At 61.2% G+C, this 17689-nt stretch carries 17 protein-coding genes, 1 tRNA gene and 1 pseudogene; 13 read left to right on the top strand and 6 right to left on the bottom strand.

The window, feature by feature from the left end:
- Positions 1-7: 7 nt before the first annotated feature.
- The 3 genes from PQR53_RS35090 to PQR53_RS35100 all read left to right on the top strand — a co-directional run bounded on the left by PQR53_RS35090 (position 8) and on the right by PQR53_RS35100 (position 3848).
- Positions 8-1111 (top strand): NAD(P)H-dependent flavin oxidoreductase, encoded by a 1104-nt coding sequence (locus PQR53_RS35090; RefSeq protein ID WP_408464599.1) that lies wholly within the window; start codon positions 8-10, stop codon positions 1109-1111.
- 434 nt (positions 1112-1545) lie between these two features.
- Complete coding sequence (locus tag PQR53_RS35095) at positions 1546-2691, top strand: branched-chain amino acid ABC transporter substrate-binding protein (RefSeq protein ID WP_408464601.1); 1146 nt, start codon at positions 1546-1548, stop codon at positions 2689-2691.
- Between the two features lie 140 nt (positions 2692-2831).
- The gene (locus tag PQR53_RS35100; protein WP_408464603.1) at positions 2832-3848 is read left to right on the top strand and encodes a cupin-like domain-containing protein; all 1017 of its coding nucleotides are present in this window, start codon (positions 2832-2834) and stop codon (positions 3846-3848) included.
- A gap of 139 nt (positions 3849-3987) precedes the next feature.
- Here the strand turns inward: PQR53_RS35100 and PQR53_RS35105 are convergent, their stop codons facing one another.
- Positions 3988-5532, bottom strand: coding sequence for a collagen-like triple helix repeat-containing protein (locus tag PQR53_RS35105; protein WP_408464605.1), 1545 nt, complete (start codon positions 5530-5532; stop codon positions 3988-3990).
- Positions 5533-5788: 256 nt separating this feature from the next.
- Positions 5789-7000 carry an MFS transporter gene (locus PQR53_RS35110; protein WP_408464607.1) on the bottom strand — a complete coding sequence of 404 codons (1212 nt, stop codon included), beginning with the start codon at positions 6998-7000 and terminating at the stop codon, positions 5789-5791.
- Between the two features lie 277 nt (positions 7001-7277).
- On the opposite strand from PQR53_RS35110, the gene PQR53_RS35115 reads away from it, so the two are divergent.
- From PQR53_RS35115 to PQR53_RS35125, 3 genes and pseudogenes are all read left to right on the top strand, one after another.
- Positions 7278-7940: a HugZ family pyridoxamine 5'-phosphate oxidase gene (locus PQR53_RS35115; protein WP_408464609.1), complete on the top strand. Its 663-nt coding sequence runs from the start codon at positions 7278-7280 to the stop codon at positions 7938-7940.
- 396 nt (positions 7941-8336) lie between these two features.
- A complete protein-coding gene (locus PQR53_RS35120; RefSeq protein WP_054037926.1) occupies positions 8337-8639 on the top strand; it encodes an H-NS histone family protein in 303 nt (100 codons plus the stop codon).
- A gap of 257 nt (positions 8640-8896) precedes the next feature.
- Positions 8897-9220 (top strand): annotated as a pseudogene (locus tag PQR53_RS35125) (cation efflux transmembrane domain-containing protein); the annotation flags it as partial.
- Between the two features lie 210 nt (positions 9221-9430).
- Here PQR53_RS35125 and PQR53_RS35130 read toward each other — a convergent pair.
- The 3 genes from PQR53_RS35130 to PQR53_RS35140 all read right to left on the bottom strand — a co-directional run bounded on the left by PQR53_RS35130 (position 9431) and on the right by PQR53_RS35140 (position 11250).
- The gene (locus PQR53_RS35130; protein ID WP_012431468.1) at positions 9431-9889 is read right to left on the bottom strand and encodes an Lrp/AsnC family transcriptional regulator; all 459 of its coding nucleotides are present in this window, start codon (positions 9887-9889) and stop codon (positions 9431-9433) included.
- A gap of 90 nt (positions 9890-9979) precedes the next feature.
- Entirely contained in the window at positions 9980-10609 is a 630-nt protein-coding gene (locus PQR53_RS35135) for a 3'-5' exonuclease family protein (protein WP_408464611.1), read from the bottom strand.
- A complete protein-coding gene (locus PQR53_RS35140; RefSeq protein WP_408464613.1) occupies positions 10606-11250 on the bottom strand; it encodes an MBL fold metallo-hydrolase in 645 nt (214 codons plus the stop codon). The genes PQR53_RS35135 and PQR53_RS35140 overlap by 4 nt, the downstream gene beginning before the upstream one ends.
- Before the next feature lie 639 nt (positions 11251-11889).
- Here PQR53_RS35140 and PQR53_RS35145 point away from each other — a divergent pair.
- On the top strand, positions 11890-12492 hold the full coding sequence (locus tag PQR53_RS35145) for a septal ring lytic transglycosylase RlpA family protein (RefSeq protein ID WP_408464664.1): 603 nt from the start codon (positions 11890-11892) through the stop codon (positions 12490-12492).
- 211 nt (positions 12493-12703) lie between these two features.
- Here PQR53_RS35145 and rsmI read toward each other — a convergent pair whose 3' ends face one another.
- The gene (gene rsmI / locus PQR53_RS35150; RefSeq protein WP_408464615.1) at positions 12704-13582 is read right to left on the bottom strand and encodes a 16S rRNA (cytidine(1402)-2'-O)-methyltransferase; all 879 of its coding nucleotides are present in this window, start codon (positions 13580-13582) and stop codon (positions 12704-12706) included.
- 37 nt (positions 13583-13619) lie between these two features.
- On the opposite strand from rsmI, the gene PQR53_RS35155 reads away from it, so the two are divergent.
- The 6 genes from PQR53_RS35155 (at position 13620) to PQR53_RS35180 (ending at position 17684) form a co-directional block, all read left to right on the top strand.
- Positions 13620-14057, top strand: coding sequence for a YraN family protein (locus PQR53_RS35155; RefSeq protein WP_408464666.1), 438 nt, complete (start codon positions 13620-13622; stop codon positions 14055-14057).
- A gap of 229 nt (positions 14058-14286) precedes the next feature.
- Positions 14287-14874: a phosphoheptose isomerase gene (locus PQR53_RS35160; RefSeq protein WP_408464617.1), complete on the top strand. Its 588-nt coding sequence runs from the start codon at positions 14287-14289 to the stop codon at positions 14872-14874.
- A 26-nt stretch (positions 14875-14900) separates the two neighbouring features.
- Entirely contained in the window at positions 14901-15695 is a 795-nt protein-coding gene (locus PQR53_RS35165) for a BON domain-containing protein (protein WP_323046498.1), read from the top strand.
- Positions 15692-16042, top strand: coding sequence for a c-type cytochrome (locus PQR53_RS35170; RefSeq protein WP_408464619.1), 351 nt, complete (start codon positions 15692-15694; stop codon positions 16040-16042). Before PQR53_RS35165 ends, PQR53_RS35170 begins: the two co-directional genes overlap by 4 nt.
- A 75-nt stretch (positions 16043-16117) precedes the next feature.
- Positions 16118-16193 (top strand) — tRNA-Ala (locus PQR53_RS35175).
- Positions 16194-16766: 573 nt separating this feature from the next.
- Positions 16767-17684 (top strand): replication initiator protein A, encoded by a 918-nt coding sequence (locus tag PQR53_RS35180; protein WP_408464621.1) that lies wholly within the window; start codon positions 16767-16769, stop codon positions 17682-17684.
- The last annotated feature ends 5 nt before the right edge of the window (positions 17685-17689 follow it).

The raw sequence follows: 17689 nt of genomic DNA on the forward strand, positions 1-17689 counted from the left end.
ATCAATCATGAGTGAAGGCAGTTTTGTGACGCCGTTCGCGGCGCGCTTCGAGTTGCGGGTGCCGGTCGTGCAGGCGCCGATGGCCGGCGGCGCGACGACGCCGGCGATGGTCGCCGCGGTATCGAACGCCGGCGGTCTCGGCTTTCTCGCAGCCGCCGCGCTAGCGCCCGAGAAGATCGCGAGTGAAGTCGCGGCGATTCGCGCGCTGACGGATCGCCCCTTCGGCGTGAACCTGTTTGTACTCGATCCGGCCGCGCCGGACGAAGCCACCGTGCGCCACGCACTCGAAGCAATCGATCCATTGCGCGCGGACCTCGGTTTGCCGCCGGGACAGCCGCTCGAACGCTACGCGCCGGATTTTCGCGCGCAACTGGAAACGCTGATCGAATTACGCGTGCCGGTGGCGAGCTTCACGTTCGGACTGCTCGCTGTCGAAGACATCGCCCGTCTCCATGCAAACGGCCTCTATGTAATAGGCACCGCGACGCATGTCGCCGAGGGTGTCGCGTGGCGCGATGCGGGCGCCGACGCAATCACCGCGCAAGGCGCGGAGGCCGGCGCGCATCGCGGCACCTTTATCGGCGCATTCGAGGAGGCGCTGGTCGGCACCGTGGCGCTCGTGCCGCAACTCGTCGATGCGACCGGTCTGCCGGTGCTGGCCGCCGGCGGCATCATGGACGGGCGTGGCATCGTCGCCGCGCTCGCGCTCGGCGCGCAAGCCGCCGTGATAGGCACCGCGTTTCTCACCTGTTTCGAGAGTGCGATACCGCAGGCATGGAAAACCCGCGTACGTGCGATGTCCGACACATCGACATCCGTAACACGCGCGATCACCGGCCGTCATGCACGCGGCATACGCAATCCGTTGATGCAGCATTTGAGCGAGTCGCCGCACAAGGTCGCGCCTTATCCGGTGCAAAACGCGTTGACTCAGGAACTGCGGCAAACCGCGAGCCGCGCGAATAACGGCGACTATCTCTCCCTTTGGTCCGGCCAGGGCGCCCCGCTTGGCCGCGGGCGTCGCGAAGGCCTCGGCGCGGCGGAACTGGTCGAAAAGCTCGAGCAGGAATGGCATGCTGTGGCTGCTCGGATCGCCGCGATCAAAACTTGAATCAGCGCGGCTCAGGCGCGCCTCGCAGCGATCCGGGACGCGCCTGTTTTTTTAATCCAAAGCCTATTCGAACCATTAACGGTTTAACACGCTAAAAGCTTTAGGCCAGTGCTGTCAGATGAAACCCCTACCTAGCGGAAACCCGCATGGGATGGCGTTTTCCAGCCTCTCTATCGCGCCGGAATCGGCCGCTGTTGGATAAACGCTATTGGTGTTCATCCCACTTCCTCAAAAAAGTCCCACAATTTAATTTGATGGCCTACACTTGCGCGCAAGTACGGTTTGCCGCCTGCCACAAACAGGTTGGCGAACGTGCTGGCCAAGTGCATGAACGATGCAACCGGCGTGGTCGTCCACGGGACTGAGCGACACGTGTAGGGAAGCGGGGGCACAGGGCGATTACGTTGTTTTTGGGACCGAAACTGGAGACTTACATGAACATCAAGATTCAAAAGCTGTTGCCGATCAGCGCTGCGGCGATGCTGTTCGCAACGTTGGCAACATCGGCTGCGGCCGATACGGTCGTCAAGATCGGTCACGTTGCACCGCTGACTGGCGGCATTGCTCACCTGGGTAAAGACAACGAAAACGGCGCGCGTCTGGCAGTTGAGGAAATCAACGCCAAGGGCCTGACGATCGGCGGCCAGAAAGTCACGCTGCAACTCGACGCACAAGACGATGCAGCTGACCCGCGCACGGCAACTCAAGTCGCGCAAAAGCTGGTCGACGACAAGGTTGTCGCCGTAGTCGGCCACTTGAACTCGGGCACCTCGATTCCGGCTTCGAAGATCTATAGCGATGCTGGCATCGTGCAGATTTCGCCGTCAGCAACGAACCCGGCGTACACGCAACAAGGTTTCAAGACGACGTACCGCGTCGTGGCGACCGATGCGCAACAAGGTCCGGCACTGGCTAACTACGCAGCCAAGACCATGAAGATGAAGAGCGTCGCGATCGTCGACGACTCGACTGCATACGGTCAGGGCCTTGCCAACGAATTCGAAAAGACCGCCAAGTCGCTGGGCCTGAACGTGATGTCGCATGACGCGACGAACGACAAGGCTGTCGACTTCCGCGCGATTCTGACGAAGATCAAGGGCGAAAACCCGGACGCGATCATGTACGGCGGCATGGACGCCACCGGCGGCCCGTTCGCCAAGCAAGCCAAGCAACTCGGCCTGCGCGCGAAGGTGCTGGCTGGCGACGGCGTGTGTACGGATAAGCTGTCGGATCTGGCAGGCGACGCAACCGACAACATCGTCTGCTCGGAAGCCGGTATGGCGCTCGAGAAGATGGCTGGCGGCCCGGCGTTCCTCGCCAAGTATCAGAAGCGTTTCGGTCAGCCGATCCAGATCTACGCTCCGTTCACGTATGACGCTGTGTACATCATCGTCGACGCTATGAAGCGTTCGAACTCGACCGACCCGGCGAAGATCCTGGCAGCCATGCCGGCGACCGACTACAAGGGTGTGATCGGCGAAACCACGTTCGACTCGAAGGGCGACCTTCAGCATGGCGTGATCTCGCTGTACAACTACAAGGGCGGCAAGAAGACGCTGCTCGACGTAGTGAAGATGTAAAAACCGCATGACCGAAGACAGCTTTGTTTGTCTTCGATCAAGCAGTTAAAAGGCACGCGCGCCGCAAGGCTCGCGTGCCTTTTTTTTTGCGCATTTGCGTGCGAGGCTTGCGGGTTTGAGAACTTCGTCTGGAGAACGCCGTGACCACTGAGATCCGTTCGATCGATAACGGTTGGCGCCGCTGGATTGCCGAGAATCTGCTGCTCGACGCACCGCCGCCCGCAGTGCATGGTGCGCTGGTCGGCCATGGTTTCGACCCTGCCGAGGCCGTGCGCGAAATCGAGGCGGCGCTCGCGAGTCCTTACTTTGAGGGTGCAGCGCGCTTGCGCAATCGTTTGCGCAAGCGTGAATGGATATTGTCGGTGTACGGCACGCTCAATCACATGCGTGCGCAAAGCGGCGCGATCGAAAGGCGCGGGCGTCTTTCGCGTGACGAGTTCTTTGAGCAGTACTACTTTCAGAACCGGCCGGTCATCATCACCGGTGCGTTCGATTTCTGGCCGGCGCGCACGCAGTGGCGTTTCGACTACTTTCGCGAGCGTTGCGGCGACTGCGAAGTGGAGGTGCAGTTCGGCCGCGAGTCGGATGCGAATTATGAAATCAATCAACCGAAGCTCAAACGGATGATGCGCTTTGCCGATTATGTCGATCTCGTCGAGCGCAGCGGCCCGACAAACGATTTCTACATGACCGCTAATAACACCTCGCACAACCGCGCGGCACTCGCCGCGCTATGGCCCGATGTGCCGACTATCGGCGAATATCTCGACGCGCGATCGCCCGACACCGGCTTTTTCTGGATGGGGCCTGCCGGAACGAAGACGCCGTTTCACCATGATCTGACCAATAACTTCATGGCGCAGGTCATCGGCCGCAAGCAGATCAAGATGGTGCCATTGTTCGATACGCCTCATATGGCGAACTATCTGCATTGCTTTTCGCAGGTGGACGGCAGTGCGATCGACTACGAACGTTTCCCGTCGATGCGCGATGCGCATTTGATCGAATGCACGCTCGCACCCGGTGAATTGCTGTTTCTGCCGATCGGCTGGTGGCACTACGTGGAAGGACTCGATGCATCGGTGACGATGACGCACACCAATTTTCTTCAGCGCAACGACTTCTCGCGCAATTACGTCACGTATCACGAGCTTTAATAAGCCGATCGATGCGCGGGCGTTTTCAATCCCGTCTCTCGTTGCGGCGATCAAAAAACGGCGAGCCGGTTGACCCGGCTCGCCACCCCCTTCGGCGCTTGTTTGCAGCGCCGTTATTTGCTGTCGTTATTCGTCTTCGTCACTTTTTCGCCGCCAGACCGCCCAGACCGCCGAGCAGGCCGCCGCCTGTCGAGCCGCCTGCGGAGCTCGCCGTACTCGTCAATGCGCCGGTGACGGTGCCCAGCAGGCCGGTGATCGGCGCAAGCGGGCTGCTGGCACCGCTGGTGCCACCCGAACCGGTAGCCGACCCGAGCGCGCCTGTCAGCGACGATACCGCCGACGTCAGCGGTGCAAGCGGGTTGCCCGAGCCGCCACTGCCGGCGATACCGCCGAGACTGCCGGTCACCGTGCTGAGGACGCCGGTGAGTGGTGCAAGCGGGTTGCCCGAGCCGCCACTGCCGGCGATACCACCGAGACTGCCGGTCACCGTGCTGAGGACGCCGGTGAGTGGTGCAAGCGGGTTGCCCGAGCCGCCACTACCGGCGATACCACCGAGACTGCCGGTCACCGTGCTGAGGACGCCAGTGAATGGTGCAAGCGGGTTGCCCGAACTGCTACCGCCCCCGATACCACCCAAGCCGCCGGTCACCGTGCTGAGGACGCCTGTCAGCGGTGCAAGCGGACTGCCCGAGCCGCTGCCGCCCGGATTCAGAATGCCCGTGAGGCCGCCGAGCGGGTTGCCGCTGCTCGAACCACCCGCAGTCAGCAGGCCGCCGGCGGAGGTGACGGTGTCGCCGAGCCTGGTCACGACATTACCGAGGTTCTGGCCGATTGGATTGCCGGTCGCGCTGCCGACCTTGCTGCCCGCGCTGTCGAGGCCATGACCGATGGTCGACAGCAGACCATTTAGCGGTGCACCGAGACCAGTCGTGTCGCCGACGGTTTGGGTCGTTTGGGCGAGCGTGCTTGTGATCGGCGTGATCGCGGTGCTGACAGTTTGCGTGACTTGCTGGATGGGGCCGTTCGTCAGTTGCGAGCTTAGTTGCGTGCCAAGGCCGCTGACTGCATTGCCGACCGTCGCGACTGCGCTGCCGAGCGGCGTGGTCAGCGGACTGAGCGGCGCGGTCGGGCCGCTGCCGAGACTCGTCACCAGTTGGCTGGCGCTGTTGACTGCCTGACCTGCGTCAGAAACCAGGTTGCCGCTGCTCGCCAGCGTCGTGCCGAGTGGATCTTTGGAATTGCCGAGCTGGCCGAGGCCGTTCGCCGCACCTGTACCGATTGCCGTGACGCCTGCACCGAGATTCGAGACGACGTTGCCGAGCGCGGTGGTGGTGGCCGGGTTCGCGCCGGGAATCGGCGTGAGACCGATCTGGCTGCCGACCGCGGAGACCGTTTGGCCGGCTGCGGTGATCACATTGCCGGTGTTCTGGACGACCACACCGATCGGATTAGCGCTGGTCGGCGTGGGCGTCGGTGTCGGCGTGGGTGTTGGAGTAGGCGTCGGCGTGGGTGTCGGACTAGGAGTCGGTGTTGGGGTAGGCGTTGGCGTTGGCGTTGGCGTTGGCGTGCCGCCACCTCCGCCGCTACCGAGACCAGGTCTCGTCAACGTGCTTCCGCACCCGGTCAGTAAGATCATCGACGACACGCACATGGCGATCGCCGACAGTTTGAAATTGCGCTTCATGGTCCGCTCCCCCGTAATTTAGAAATTGCTGGGGAGCTAATTGCAAGGCCTATGCCATGTGTGTTTGCATGGAAAAACGCCGAATAAATAGTTATTAATCAATGGTTTATGGGCATATCCCGATGCGGTGCAAGGATTGATCCCGCCGATGTGGCGAGGAACACACCAGCGTGCAGACCTCGCGTAACGTAACGTAAGGTTGCGGGTTTTTCGTATGGCAGGGCGCCCGCCGATACAGCGGCACTGTGCGTCTGCGTCAGATCTTCAAACGCCTCAGCACCTTCGGACCCGCGATCGCGATCGCTGCCGCGCACACGGCCACCACGGACAAGCCGATCGGCAAACTGGTCACCTGCGTCACCGCGCCGATGATCACCGGCCCAAGCAGCAGCCCGAAGTACGCCAGCCCGGCGACATGCGCGAGCCCTTCGGCTGCGTGAATACCCTTGACGCTCGCCGCTGCCGCGAACAGCACCGGCATCATGTTCGCGAGCCCGAGACCCATGAGCGTGAAGCCGATCAACGCGGTGACGGGATGCGGCAGCAACAGTGCGCCGACCATTCCCGCGCAGGCAAGCGACGCGCTTGCCATCACCAGTTGCGGTGCGCCGAAGCGGGCACGCACGGCGTCGCCGGCAAAACGTGCCGCCGCCATGCCGCCCGAAAACGCCGCGTAGGCCGCGCTCGCGAGGGCAGGTGTGGACAGCACGACGTCGCGCATATAGACGGTGGCCCAGTCGTACATCGCGCCTTCGGCGATCAGCGCGACAAGTGCCATTGCGCCGAGCGCCCACAAGGCAGGCGATCGCCAGCGGTTGGCGCGGGGCGTGGCCGCGTCGGGATGATCGGCATGCGGCACGTGAGGCAGCACGGCAGGACAGGCCGCGATCAGCACCAGCGCGCTGACTGCCGCAGCCAATGCGAGATGCAGCGCCGGCGCCATGCCGCGCGCCAGCAAAGCGCCGCCCACCGCCGCGCCGAACATGCCGCCGACGCTGAACATGCCGTGCAGTGACGACATGATCGGTTTGCCGAGCGCCTTCTCGACAGCGCTGGCTTCCGCGTTCATCGCGACGTCGAGCGTAGCCATGCCCGCGCCGAAGACGGCCAGTACGATCAGCAGCATCCAGTAAGCCGGCACGATCAGGATCAGCGCCGCACACACTGTCATGACCAGACCGCCTGTCAGACAGGCGCGGCGCGTGCCGACCCGCGCAATCCACGAAGCATTCGCCGCCATGGCGCCGATCGAGCCACCCGCCACGGCCAGCAGCGCGAACGACAGCAGCGCAGCATTCAGGTGAAAGCGGTCGCGCACGGTCGGCACATGCACTCCCCACGACGCGTACATCATGCCGGCGATGAAGAACACCGCCATCGTGGCGATGCGGGCCCGCTGCCGTGCGGTGTCGGAGAGATCGCGATGAGCCGCAGGAAGGGTGGCGAATTCGGGGGAACGGTCGGACACGGAGATCTCGTGGGAGAGAGAACGCGGGAGAAAGCGCGTTGAAAGCGGAATTTCCGATTCTAACGAAGCGCGCTGTCTTATGCTTGGCGCGAATGGGTCCAACGCCTACGATTGTTCGGCTGCACGTGAAAGAGGCTGGGCGGCTCGGCGGCCGTGTGCCGCGCAGTCGCCGCGGCGTGGCTGATTCAGCCGCGGGTTTGTGGCCTGTCTTGCCTTAGATGTTTGCATTGCCAATTGCAGCCCGGCATCCGCCGCTCATTCATCGAGGAACGCGCACTTGAATATTCCCGCTCACGCTCCGCTGCATCTGCTTCATAGTGCCGCTATCGGTACGCTCGCAACCCACGCGCGTCAGCCAGAAGGTTTTCCTTATCCTTCGGTGCTGCCGTTTGCACCGGACCCGCAGCATAGCCCGACGATCCTCGTAAGCCGGCTCGCCGAGCACACGCACAATCTGCACGCCGACCCACGCGCCGGCTTTCTGGTAGTCGACGCACCGGATGGCGATGTATTGAGCGGCCAGCGCGCTACCTTGCTCGGCACGTTCGAACCGGTCGACTCGAGTCCCGACGTCGTGCAACGCTATCTGCGCTATCACCCGGACGCGGAACGATACCTGGTGCTCGGCGATTTCACCTTCTGGACGATGAGACTCGAGCGGTTGCGTTACATCGGCGGCTTCGGCGCGATGGGCTGGCTTACCGGCGCCGAACTCGATCCACTGCCGTCACTCGGCGTCGAAGAAGAAAACGCGTTGCTTGGACACTTCGCCGCATCTTCCTCCGGCACCGGAGGACTGGAACTGCTCGGCGTCGATCGATATGGTGCCGACCTGAAGGTGGACGGCGCGCGCACCCGTTTCGCCTTCGATGACGCCCAACTCAATACCGAAACCTTGCGCGCGGCGCTCGAGGATTGCATCCAGCGTCACGCTAATTGAGTTTGGATTGCTGTTTCGGGAAAACACTCATGCCGCAATAACAGTGAGAGCGGGTGTCCTAATATGTTCCGAGGTTTCATCTTGAAGCTTTCATGGGATGAAATGTTGGAGCCGGCTTTCTATCTTAATTTTCATTTTTTGATAGTTAATCTTGCAATTACCGATCCACGACCACGTTTTTCAGCAAAATACGAAATTATTCGTTGAAAGGGGTTCGACGTAACATCGTGCCTGCCTGAAATTTTCTGAAACGAATTGAGATTAATTTTACGAGAGCGCTTTTGTAGTCTTTCTATTTTGTGTTAATCTCGCCATCAAATTCCGAGGCATGAACACCTTCAAAGGGCAAGCTGGCTTAAGACTGGCAGTCATTTATCTAAACCACAAAGGGAACCTATGTCGTCCTACAAGGAACTACTCGCTCAGCGCGAGAAGCTCGAAAAGCAGATCGAAGAAGCAAAGTCGCGCGAATACGCAGAAGTGTTGAATGAGATCAAGCAGAAAATGGCCGATTACGGCATTTCGCTGACTGAACTCGGCGGTGGCCGTGGCGCCAAGGCTGCTAAGGCCGGTCGTCCGCGTGCAGGCGTCGCGCCGAAGTATCGTGACCCGGATAGTGGCAGCACGTGGTCGGGCCGCGGCAAGCCGCCGCGCTGGATTGCAGGTCTGGATCGCGAGAAGTTTCTGATCCAGAAGTAATACCAATAGGGCCAATCAGGGGCGCTGATAGCGCCCGCTGGTGCCAGAAAAAGCCGCGTACCTTCCAGGGCGCGGTTTTTTATTGTCTATGCAAATTGCAGTGACGCTTTGTCGCACGCGCTCCATGAAACTGGAACGCGAATGCTTTGTTTAGATAAGGGGATGATTTAAAAGGATTTTTTGTGACCTGCTCAGCGTATATCAAGATGCAATGGGTAGAATGCAAGCATTGAACTATTCACTTCGTTTTCTCAGCGGTGCCTTCCGCCGCTGCCGTCCAGTTCGCCGAGAAACATCGCGTCGCGGCGCAAAAGTACCTTTGTCAGTATTGCGCTCAATACGGTGCTGATGGCACTCCAAATCTTCATCGGCATGTTTGCCCATTCGCAGGTGTTGATCGCCGGCGGTATCCATTCGTTAGCCGATCTGATTTCCGATTTTGTCGTGCTAATCGCTAATCGGCATAGCGGCGCCAAGCCCGATGCGGATCATAATTGCGGACGTAGCCACTATGAAACAGTTGCTTCATTATTTTAAGGGCGCTGCTGATTGTGGTTGGTGTCGGTATGTTGTGGTGCGCATGGGCTGAGTGTTCGGTTGGGACGGCAGAGCGCTGGTTGACCGACCCTCCTGCGCCGCGAACCCGCAACAGGCGTCCGTTGACCTATCGCGAAGTCTCGACATCATTGCACCGGGGGCGTCACTGCTTCCCGGTGTCGCCGCGTCCCGGCGTCAAGGCAATCCATCCCGGCATTAAAGCCCCCGACTTCAATGCCCGCGGCCTCACAGCCTCACAGCGGCAATTGCGTGTCGAACTTGATTTCGCGCAGCACCACGCTCGTGCGCACTTGTGCGACGGCGGGAATCTTGAAGATGCGTTCGTGCAGAAAGCTGTCGTACGCCTTGATGTCCGGTGCGACGATCTTGAGGATGTAGTCGGATTCGCCGGTCGTGCTGTAGCACTCGGTGACCTCCGGGCAGGTGGCGATCTCCCGCTCGAACTGTTCGACTCCGCCCTCGGTATGGCGCGTGAGGTGGATATGCGCGAGCGCGCAGACATGCAGCCCCAGCTTTTCGCGATCCAGCAATGCCGTGTAGCGCTGGATTACCCCGGATTGCTCCATATCTTTGATGCGGCGCCAACATGGGGTGCTCGACAGGCCGACCTGGTCGGAAATCTCTTGCACGGACCGGCGTGCGTCCAGCTGCAGCAGGCGCAGGATTTTTTGAGAGAACGTATCGAGTGTCAACTGCGCCTCCGTTGGCGTCGCCTTATCAACGCATGGTAGAGGGCGCGAAAACGAAACGCAATGTAAAACGGCTCCGAGGAGGGAGATTACCTAATTTGCCGGTTCCTCAGTGGTGTTTTGTCCTGAGCCGTCCCCATCTTTACCGGCCGCCAGCGTGGCCGCCTGCACGGCGCGCAGGTCCTTGAGCATGTTGCAGAAAAGCGCGCCCTGTTCGATCGCGTCGTCCAGCGCGACATGCGTATGCGGATGTTCGTCGAACCAGTGCTTCGGGAAGCGTGGCTTGATGTTCTTGCGGTACGGCAGGCCGGTCAGTGCGAAGGCCAGCGTCTTGATATCGAGCGCTGACCACGAAAACGGGCAGCGGCCGACAAACCGCATCATGTACCAGAACATATAGGTGAAGTCGAAACCCGCCGGCATCGCCACGAACACCGGCTTGCCAGGCAATGCCTCGACCCATTCGACATAGGCTGTCAACGCGGCTTGCGGATCCTGCAAGTCCTTGCGGCAGGCTTCCCATGCTTCCGGCTGCGTCTTCCACCACGCTTCCTGCACGGGATGCGGCCTGGCACCGTCGAGCAATTCGAGATTCGCGGAGAAGGTGGCGATCAGCTGCTTGTCTTCCGTGTAGGCGGCGGAGGCGAAACTGAGCATCGAATGCGGACCGGGAATCGGACCGTCTGCTTCGACATCGGTGCTCACATAGATTTCGCTGCTCATGCTTCTACCCCATCGGCGACATACGGATTGGTGCGACGTTCGGCACCGAACGTCGAGGTGGGACCGTGACCGGGAACGAAGGTGACGTCGTCGCCGAGCGGCCAGAGTTTTTCGCGAATCGCGCGTACGAGGTCGGCGTGATTGCCGCGCGGAAAATCCGTGCGTCCAATCGAGCCGGCGAACAGCACGTCGCCCACCAGTGCCAGCCGATGCGCGCGGCTGAAGAACACCACATGACCCGGCGTATGGCCGGGGCAGTGATAGACCTCGAGCGTTTCGTCGCCGAACTTCACGGTCTCGCCGTCTTGCAGCCAGCGGTCCGGTTCAAACGCCTCGGCGGCAGGAAAGCCGAAGCGGGTGCTTTGGTCCGGCAGCTTGTCAAGCCAGAAGCGCTCCTCGGTATGCGGACCTTCGATCGGCACGCCGTAATGCGTGGCGAGCGTCTTTGCGCCGGCACAGTGATCGACGTGGCCATGCGTGAGGAACACTTTTTCGACCGTCACGTTCTGGCGCGCGATTTCGCCCTGGATCACATCCAGGTCGCCGCCCGGATCGACGACGGCCGCGCGTCCAGTGGCCTCGCAAACAAGCAGCGAGCTGTTTTGCTTGAACGGCGTGACGGGGATCAAGGTGACTTTCATGGCTGAGGGCGCCGCTGGAAAAACGTTGATTGTACCGGCGTCTCGTCGACCCTCGTTGAGGGCGCTGAACCCCCGCCCCAGCGAGCTTTCAGCCGCCCATTTTTGCAGCAGGCGTGAAAATTCATCAAGGTTTTCAGTCGCTTGTCATCCCAAAAATTTCTTTTGGGTATAATGCACTCCATGCACAAGGAATTGTGCATGCCACACGGCGGTGCGTCCCCATCAAAAATGGGCACGCGGATCGCCACTCAAGTATGGGCTGTCGCAGTTGTGGGCGGCCATCAGGTATCGATGCATTCGATGCACACGTCTTACCCAGCCAGGCGCCGCGCGCCTGCAACGGACTTAAATGCCGTGACGCTGGGTGGGGCCTACGCCGCTGTTCCTGTGCGCTGAGTTTCGCGCGCAAGAACGTGTTTGCCACGTTCGATGGCGGCATGTGGGGTCTGGTCAGGCTGCCGGGGACAGGTTGCGCCAGACGTGAAAATTAACCGTGCGGTAGCGGCTGGGTGAGCCGCGTCCGGGCTTTGACGTACTGCGCTCGTCTGCGTGGCGCGTTGTCGTCCATTGCCGCCGGAGTCGCAGGCAACACGCTCAACTTTTCGCGTGATGCGGCTCGACAATTTGATTGCACGTCTTATGAAAACTCGGTTATCCCGTGGTCTGGGGACTCTTTTTGCCTTTTTTATGCTGGCCGGTTGCGCCACGCCTCCGGGGGCTGGTAACACCTCCGCGAGCGACGTGCCACTGAGCACGAAAAATGCGCAGGCAGGCTCCTTCGGCCCACAAGCTTTTGGTAGCGCGCCGGCCTCCGACGCAGCCGCCACAAGTACGCCGCTGGCCGACGCCAAGCCGCTCACTGACGAAGGTTCGGGCATTTCGGACTTTCAGCAGACCGGCCGCGCCTCATGGTACGGCCGCGGTTTCCATGGCCGCCGCACCGCCAATGGCGAGCGCTACGACATGCACGCGCTGACAGCGGCGCATCGTACGTTGCCGCTCGGCTCGTATGTGCGCGTGACCAATCCGGCCACGTCGCGCTCGGTTATCGTGCGCATCAACGACCGTGGCCCGTATGCGCGCGGCCGCGTGATCGACCTCTCCATGGCCGCTGCAAGCGCGCTCGACATGCGCCATGCCGGTACTGCACGCGTGACAATCGAAGGATTGTCGCCGCAGGAAGCGCGCGCGGAGCTTAACGAAACGCTTGCATCGAACTCAGGTTCGACCGCAGAGAAGTAATGTAACGGCCACGGGCGCGCTTCAGGTGCGTACGTGACGCCGGGCTGCACGGAGGCAACGTATACCGTGTCCGCTGAACGATGAAGGGCCGTGTCGTGAACTGCACCCCAAAAGCTGGATATCGATCCAGCCCTCGGGGTGTTTTTCATGGCGCGGCCCTTTTCTTTTGCTCATCCGCGGCGGTTGGACGCAGCCTTTACCGCCGACCGCTTCATTCCTCGTCTTTTTTGAGCGCCAAAGCGCGCGTATACAACGCGTTGCGCGAAGCGCCCGTGAGAGTGGCCGCAACTTTTGCCGCGCTGCTCACCGTCAACTCTTCCAGCAGGATGCCCAGCAACGCGTCGTGATCGTGTTCGCCGACAGCCGCCGGCTGGGCGCCTTCCACCACCAGTACGAATTCACCGCGTTGCCGGTTCGGATCGGCGGCGAGCCACGTTGGCCCTTCGGCCAGGGTGCCGCGGTGCAATGCTTCATGTAACTTCGTCAATTCGCGTGCGATCAGCAGTTTGCGCTCGCCGCCGAATGCGTCGGCCAATGCCTGCACCGTTTCGACGATCCGGTGTGGCGCTTCGTAGAACACCATCGCGTGCGGATGGCTCGCGAGCGGCTGCAATGCCGCGGCGCGTGCTTTTGCCTTCGGCGGCAGGAAGCCGAGGAACGAGAACGTCGCGACCCAGTCGCCGGCTGCGCTCAACGCTGTCACGAGCGCGCTGGCACCGGGCAGTGGAATGACCGGAAAACCGGCCTCGCGTACCGCGTCGACGAGTTTCGCGCCGGGGTCCGAGATGCCGGGCGTGCCCGCATCGGAGACGTAGGCCACGCGTTCGCCCGCCTGCAGATGTTCGATCAGACGCAGCGCCGCAGCCCGCTCGTTGTGTTGATGCACTGCGACGAGCGGCTTCGAGATGCCATAGCGCGCGAGCAATTGACCTGTGTTGCGCGTGTCTTCGGCGGCGATCCGGTCCACCAGTCCGAGCACATGCAACGCGCGCAGCGTCACGTCGGCGATGTTGCCGATTGGCGTGGCTACCACATACAGCGCGGCGGCAGGGTACTGCTGCCCTTGCGCGAGTTCGGAGAGAGGAGTCATGAGGCAGAAGACGCAGACAGACAGAACGAGGCCGCCATTGTGCCACGCAGTGCCACGCGAACCGGGTGGGATGCGGTCGCCCGCCCTGCCGCACAACTTTTCAGGAGCAACCGGGTCCAAACTCGTCGGCGCGGCTTTCGAGGCGCGTGCGATGGAGTTTTTGCAGCGGCAGCGTTTGCGCTTCGTCGCGCGCAATGTGCTGTGCCGGGGCGGTGAGATCGATCTGGTGATGCGCGAGCGCGACGGCGCGCTGGTGTTCGTGGAAGTGCGGGCGCGTGCACACAAGTGTTATGGCGGCGCGGCAGCGAGCATCGGCTGGCAGAAGAAGCAGCGCATCGTGCGGGCCGCGCGGCATTATCTGGCAACCCGCAGCAGGCAGTCGCATGATGAGCCTGCGTGCCGTTTCGACGTGATCGCGTTCGAAGCGGGCCGACTGGTGTGGCTGCGTGATGCATTTCGCGCCGACGAAGTCTGAGGCGATGCGCGGAGAACAGGCATGAGTGCGATAAACTTGCGCTCGCGTGCGGGCCTCGTGAACCACGCCGGCATACAGGATGCAGTAAGCAAGCAGCGCATTTCGCGATGTATTTTGCGCGCTCGCACTGCGTTGCCGGCAGGGTTCATCGGAGCGGCACGACCTTGCAATACGTCTTCACAACACGGCCGCGCACTGCGGTTCATTCGCGGTAGAAAATAGAGACTCGATGTCAGTCGAACGCATTCAACAACACTTCCGCGACAGCGCGGCAGTCAAACTCGAAGCCCTCGAAACCCTGTCGATGCCGATCGCCGCCGCGATCGACACGATGTTCGCTGCGCTCGCCAACGGCAGTCGCATTCTGGCGTGTGGCAATGGCGGCTCAGCAGGCGACGCGCAACATTTCGCGGCCGAACTGATCGGCCGCTTCGAGCGTGAGCGCCCGGGTTTGCCGGCGATCGCGCTGACCACCGACACGTCCGTGCTCACCGCCATCGCCAACGACTACTCGTTCGAGCAGATATTTTCAAAGCAGGTGTGGGCCCTCGGTCAGCCGGGCGATGTGCTGCTCGCCATCACCACGTCGGGCAACTCCGCCAATGTGCTGGCCGCGGTCGAAGCCGCGCATGAGCGCGAAATGATCGTGGTCGCGCTGAGCGGCAAGGGCGGCGGCCGCATGCAGGACGTACTGAGCGATACCGATATCCACATTTGCGTGCCGTCCGACCGTACTGCGCGTATTCAGGAAGTGCATTTGCTGACCATCCATTGTCTGTGCGACGGCATCGATGCCATGTTGCTGGGCGAAGACTGAGACTGATTCCGAAGGAGAGCTAGTTGATGAGCGTATTCCGCGTCAAGAAGACACTGGTGAGAACCGTGCTGGTGGTCGGGTTCGCGGCGGGACTGTCCGCGACATTGCAGGGTTGCTTTCTCGCCGTTGCCGGCGCGGCGGGCGGCGGCGCGCTGGTGGCGACCGACCGGCGCACGCTCGGCGCGCAGACCGAGGATCGCGAGTTGCAGGTTAAGGCGTTGTCGCAGATCAGCCAGAACTTGCCCGACAACGCGCACGTCAACGTCGCGGTGTTCAATCGCCGCGTGCTGTTGACCGGCGAAGTGGCGGGTGACGTGTCGAAGCAGCGCGCGGAGAGCATCGTGCGTGGTTTGAACAACGTCAACACGATCGTCAACGAACTGGCGATCATGCCGGCCAGCTCGTTCTCGTCGCGCACGAATGACACTTACCTCGAGACGCGCGTGAAGACCGCGTTGATCGCCGAGAAGAACATTTCGGCGAACAACTTCAAGGTCGTGGCCGAGCGTGGCTCGGTGTATCTGATGGGCCTCGTCACGATGGACGAAGGCAATCGCGGCGCCGACGTCGCGAGCCGTGTGCCGGGTGTGGTGCAAGTCGTGAAGGTGTTCCAGTACATCCAGCCGCAGGAAGCGGCGGCGGCTGCCGCGGCCGCCGCGACCCCACCGGTTGCCGCTTCGCAGCCGGACGCGAGCGCGCCGACCGTCGGTGCGATTCCCGATTCGTCGGTGAGTTCGCGTCCGCTCGAACAGCAGCCGCCGGCGCCGGTGACCAATTCGAACTCGGTGCATCCGGGTAATCCGAAGGCGACGGCGCCATGAAGCGGGGCGTTGCTTTCGTTGCCGCGATGTTGACGGTCGGCGCGTGGGCGGGTGTGTTTGCATCTTCCGCGCGTGCGGCCGATGCGCCGCGCGGTCAGATCGTTGCTAGCTCGAATGCCTGCATGGGATGTCATGCGGTGGACCGCAAACTGGTCGGTCCGTCGTTTCAGCAGATTGCCGCCAGATACAAGGGCGATGCGCAAGCGCCGGCAAAATTGGCGCGCAAGGTGAAGGACGGCGGCTCCGGCGTGTGGGGCATGATTCCGATGCCGGCGCATCAATCGATGAGCGACGCGGACATCCGCACGGTGGTCGATTGGGTGCTGGCTGGTGCGCCGTCCAGGTGATGTTTTGACGTTGGGTTTTGCCGCCGCGTGGCTTGGCAAAACAGAAAATGCTTGTGCTAGAATTGTTCGCACGTTGGGGGGGTAGCTCAGCTGGGAGAGCGTCGCGTTCGCAATGCGAAGGTCGGGAGTTCGATCCTCCTCCTCTCCACCAAGTTTTTCTTTAGAAACAACGCACTACATCTTGCGATGTAGTGCGTTGTTTTGCATTCTGGCGCAGGTTTTTGCACACTTGGTGTGGCAAATTTGTGGCGGCCACATCGTTCTGCACGACGCGAGGACGAGGTGGAAAAAATTTGTTCTGAAAACACCGTGATCGCAACGGTCGAACCGACGAACCTTGCATGCATTCGCAACCCATTGCGGCCAAGTGCATGATTCACCTTGGCCCACCCCGGCCAACATGCAAGCCCTTCTAACCGTCGATCAGCTATCTGAATACCTGCGAAAAAGTGTTGCCAGCATTCGTAGCGATGCAACCCGCAATCCAGCGGCACTCCCTCCAATATGCCGAATTCCAGGAACGAAGCGGCTTTTATGGCGAGTCGAAGATGTCGAGCAGTGGCTGGCGAGTCATGTCATAGTCGACGGCGCATCGCATAAGGCGCAGCCGCCGGTTGAGGCTGCGCGGCGCGGTCGCCCCACCAAGGCAGAGGAACTCGCAAGAAAGAAGCGGCTTTCCGAGGCGAAGCCGACTGATTCGCAGCCCGCAGCGAGGGCCTAAAGTTTGGGCAAACCCCAAGACGAAGTCGATCGCAGCGATCGGCTAACGAGGCCTCGCTGCCATGGTGACTTCTTTCATGCCGATCTGCTTGGATTTGCGCTAAAAGCCGACGCGACAAGCATGGAAGTTCCGATTTTCTCGTTATCTACACGCCCGGACCTCTCAATAGAACGGTGGACCAGTCAAGACGGCAAGCGTCAAGTAACGGTCACGCCGAGTGTACTTGGGCGCGCGACGCAATTTGACAAAGATGTCCTCATCTACGTGACTTCGAAGCTTATCGCGGCAGCGGACCTTAGGCTGCCAGACGCGAAATATCGGACAGTTCGTTTCATGGCATACGATTTTTTCAAGAGTACTGGCCGTGGGACCAGCGGTGCCGAGTACAGGGCGCTCAAGCAGTCGTTGAGGCGGTTGCAGGGCACCGCCATAACAACCAACATCTCAACCGGGGGAGTTCAGATCGACGAGGGATTCGGCCTCATCGATGGTTGGAGGACTATAGCCAGTCAGGAGCGGCCAGGAATGATGACAGCCGTGGAGATCACGTTGTCGGTCTGGCTGTTCAACGCTATCCGCTCGTTTGAGGTGTTCACGCTGCACAAGGACTACTTTCGCCTGAGAAGGCCCGTCGAGCGCCGCCTATACGAACTCGCGCGAAAGCATTGCGGGCGTCAGCCGACCGCACTGATCGGCTTGGATCTGCTTCGGCAGAAAACCGGTAGCAAGGCGACCCTGAAGGAGTTTAGGCGGATGGTTCGTAATGTGATGGTTGCTGACTCGTTGCCGGAATACCGGCTGTTGTTAGGCCAAAACGACACAGTCACGATGTACACGAAGGATCACCGGAAATTAACCCGTGCCGTTCCGACGCATGTGGGGGTTCCGACTATCGTGGTTTCACCCACTAAGTTGGGATGAGTCCT

Origin of the sequence: Paraburkholderia fungorum (assembly GCF_046027605.1) — a bacterium.
Classification (GTDB): Bacteria; Pseudomonadota; Gammaproteobacteria; order Burkholderiales; family Burkholderiaceae; genus Paraburkholderia; species Paraburkholderia fungorum_F.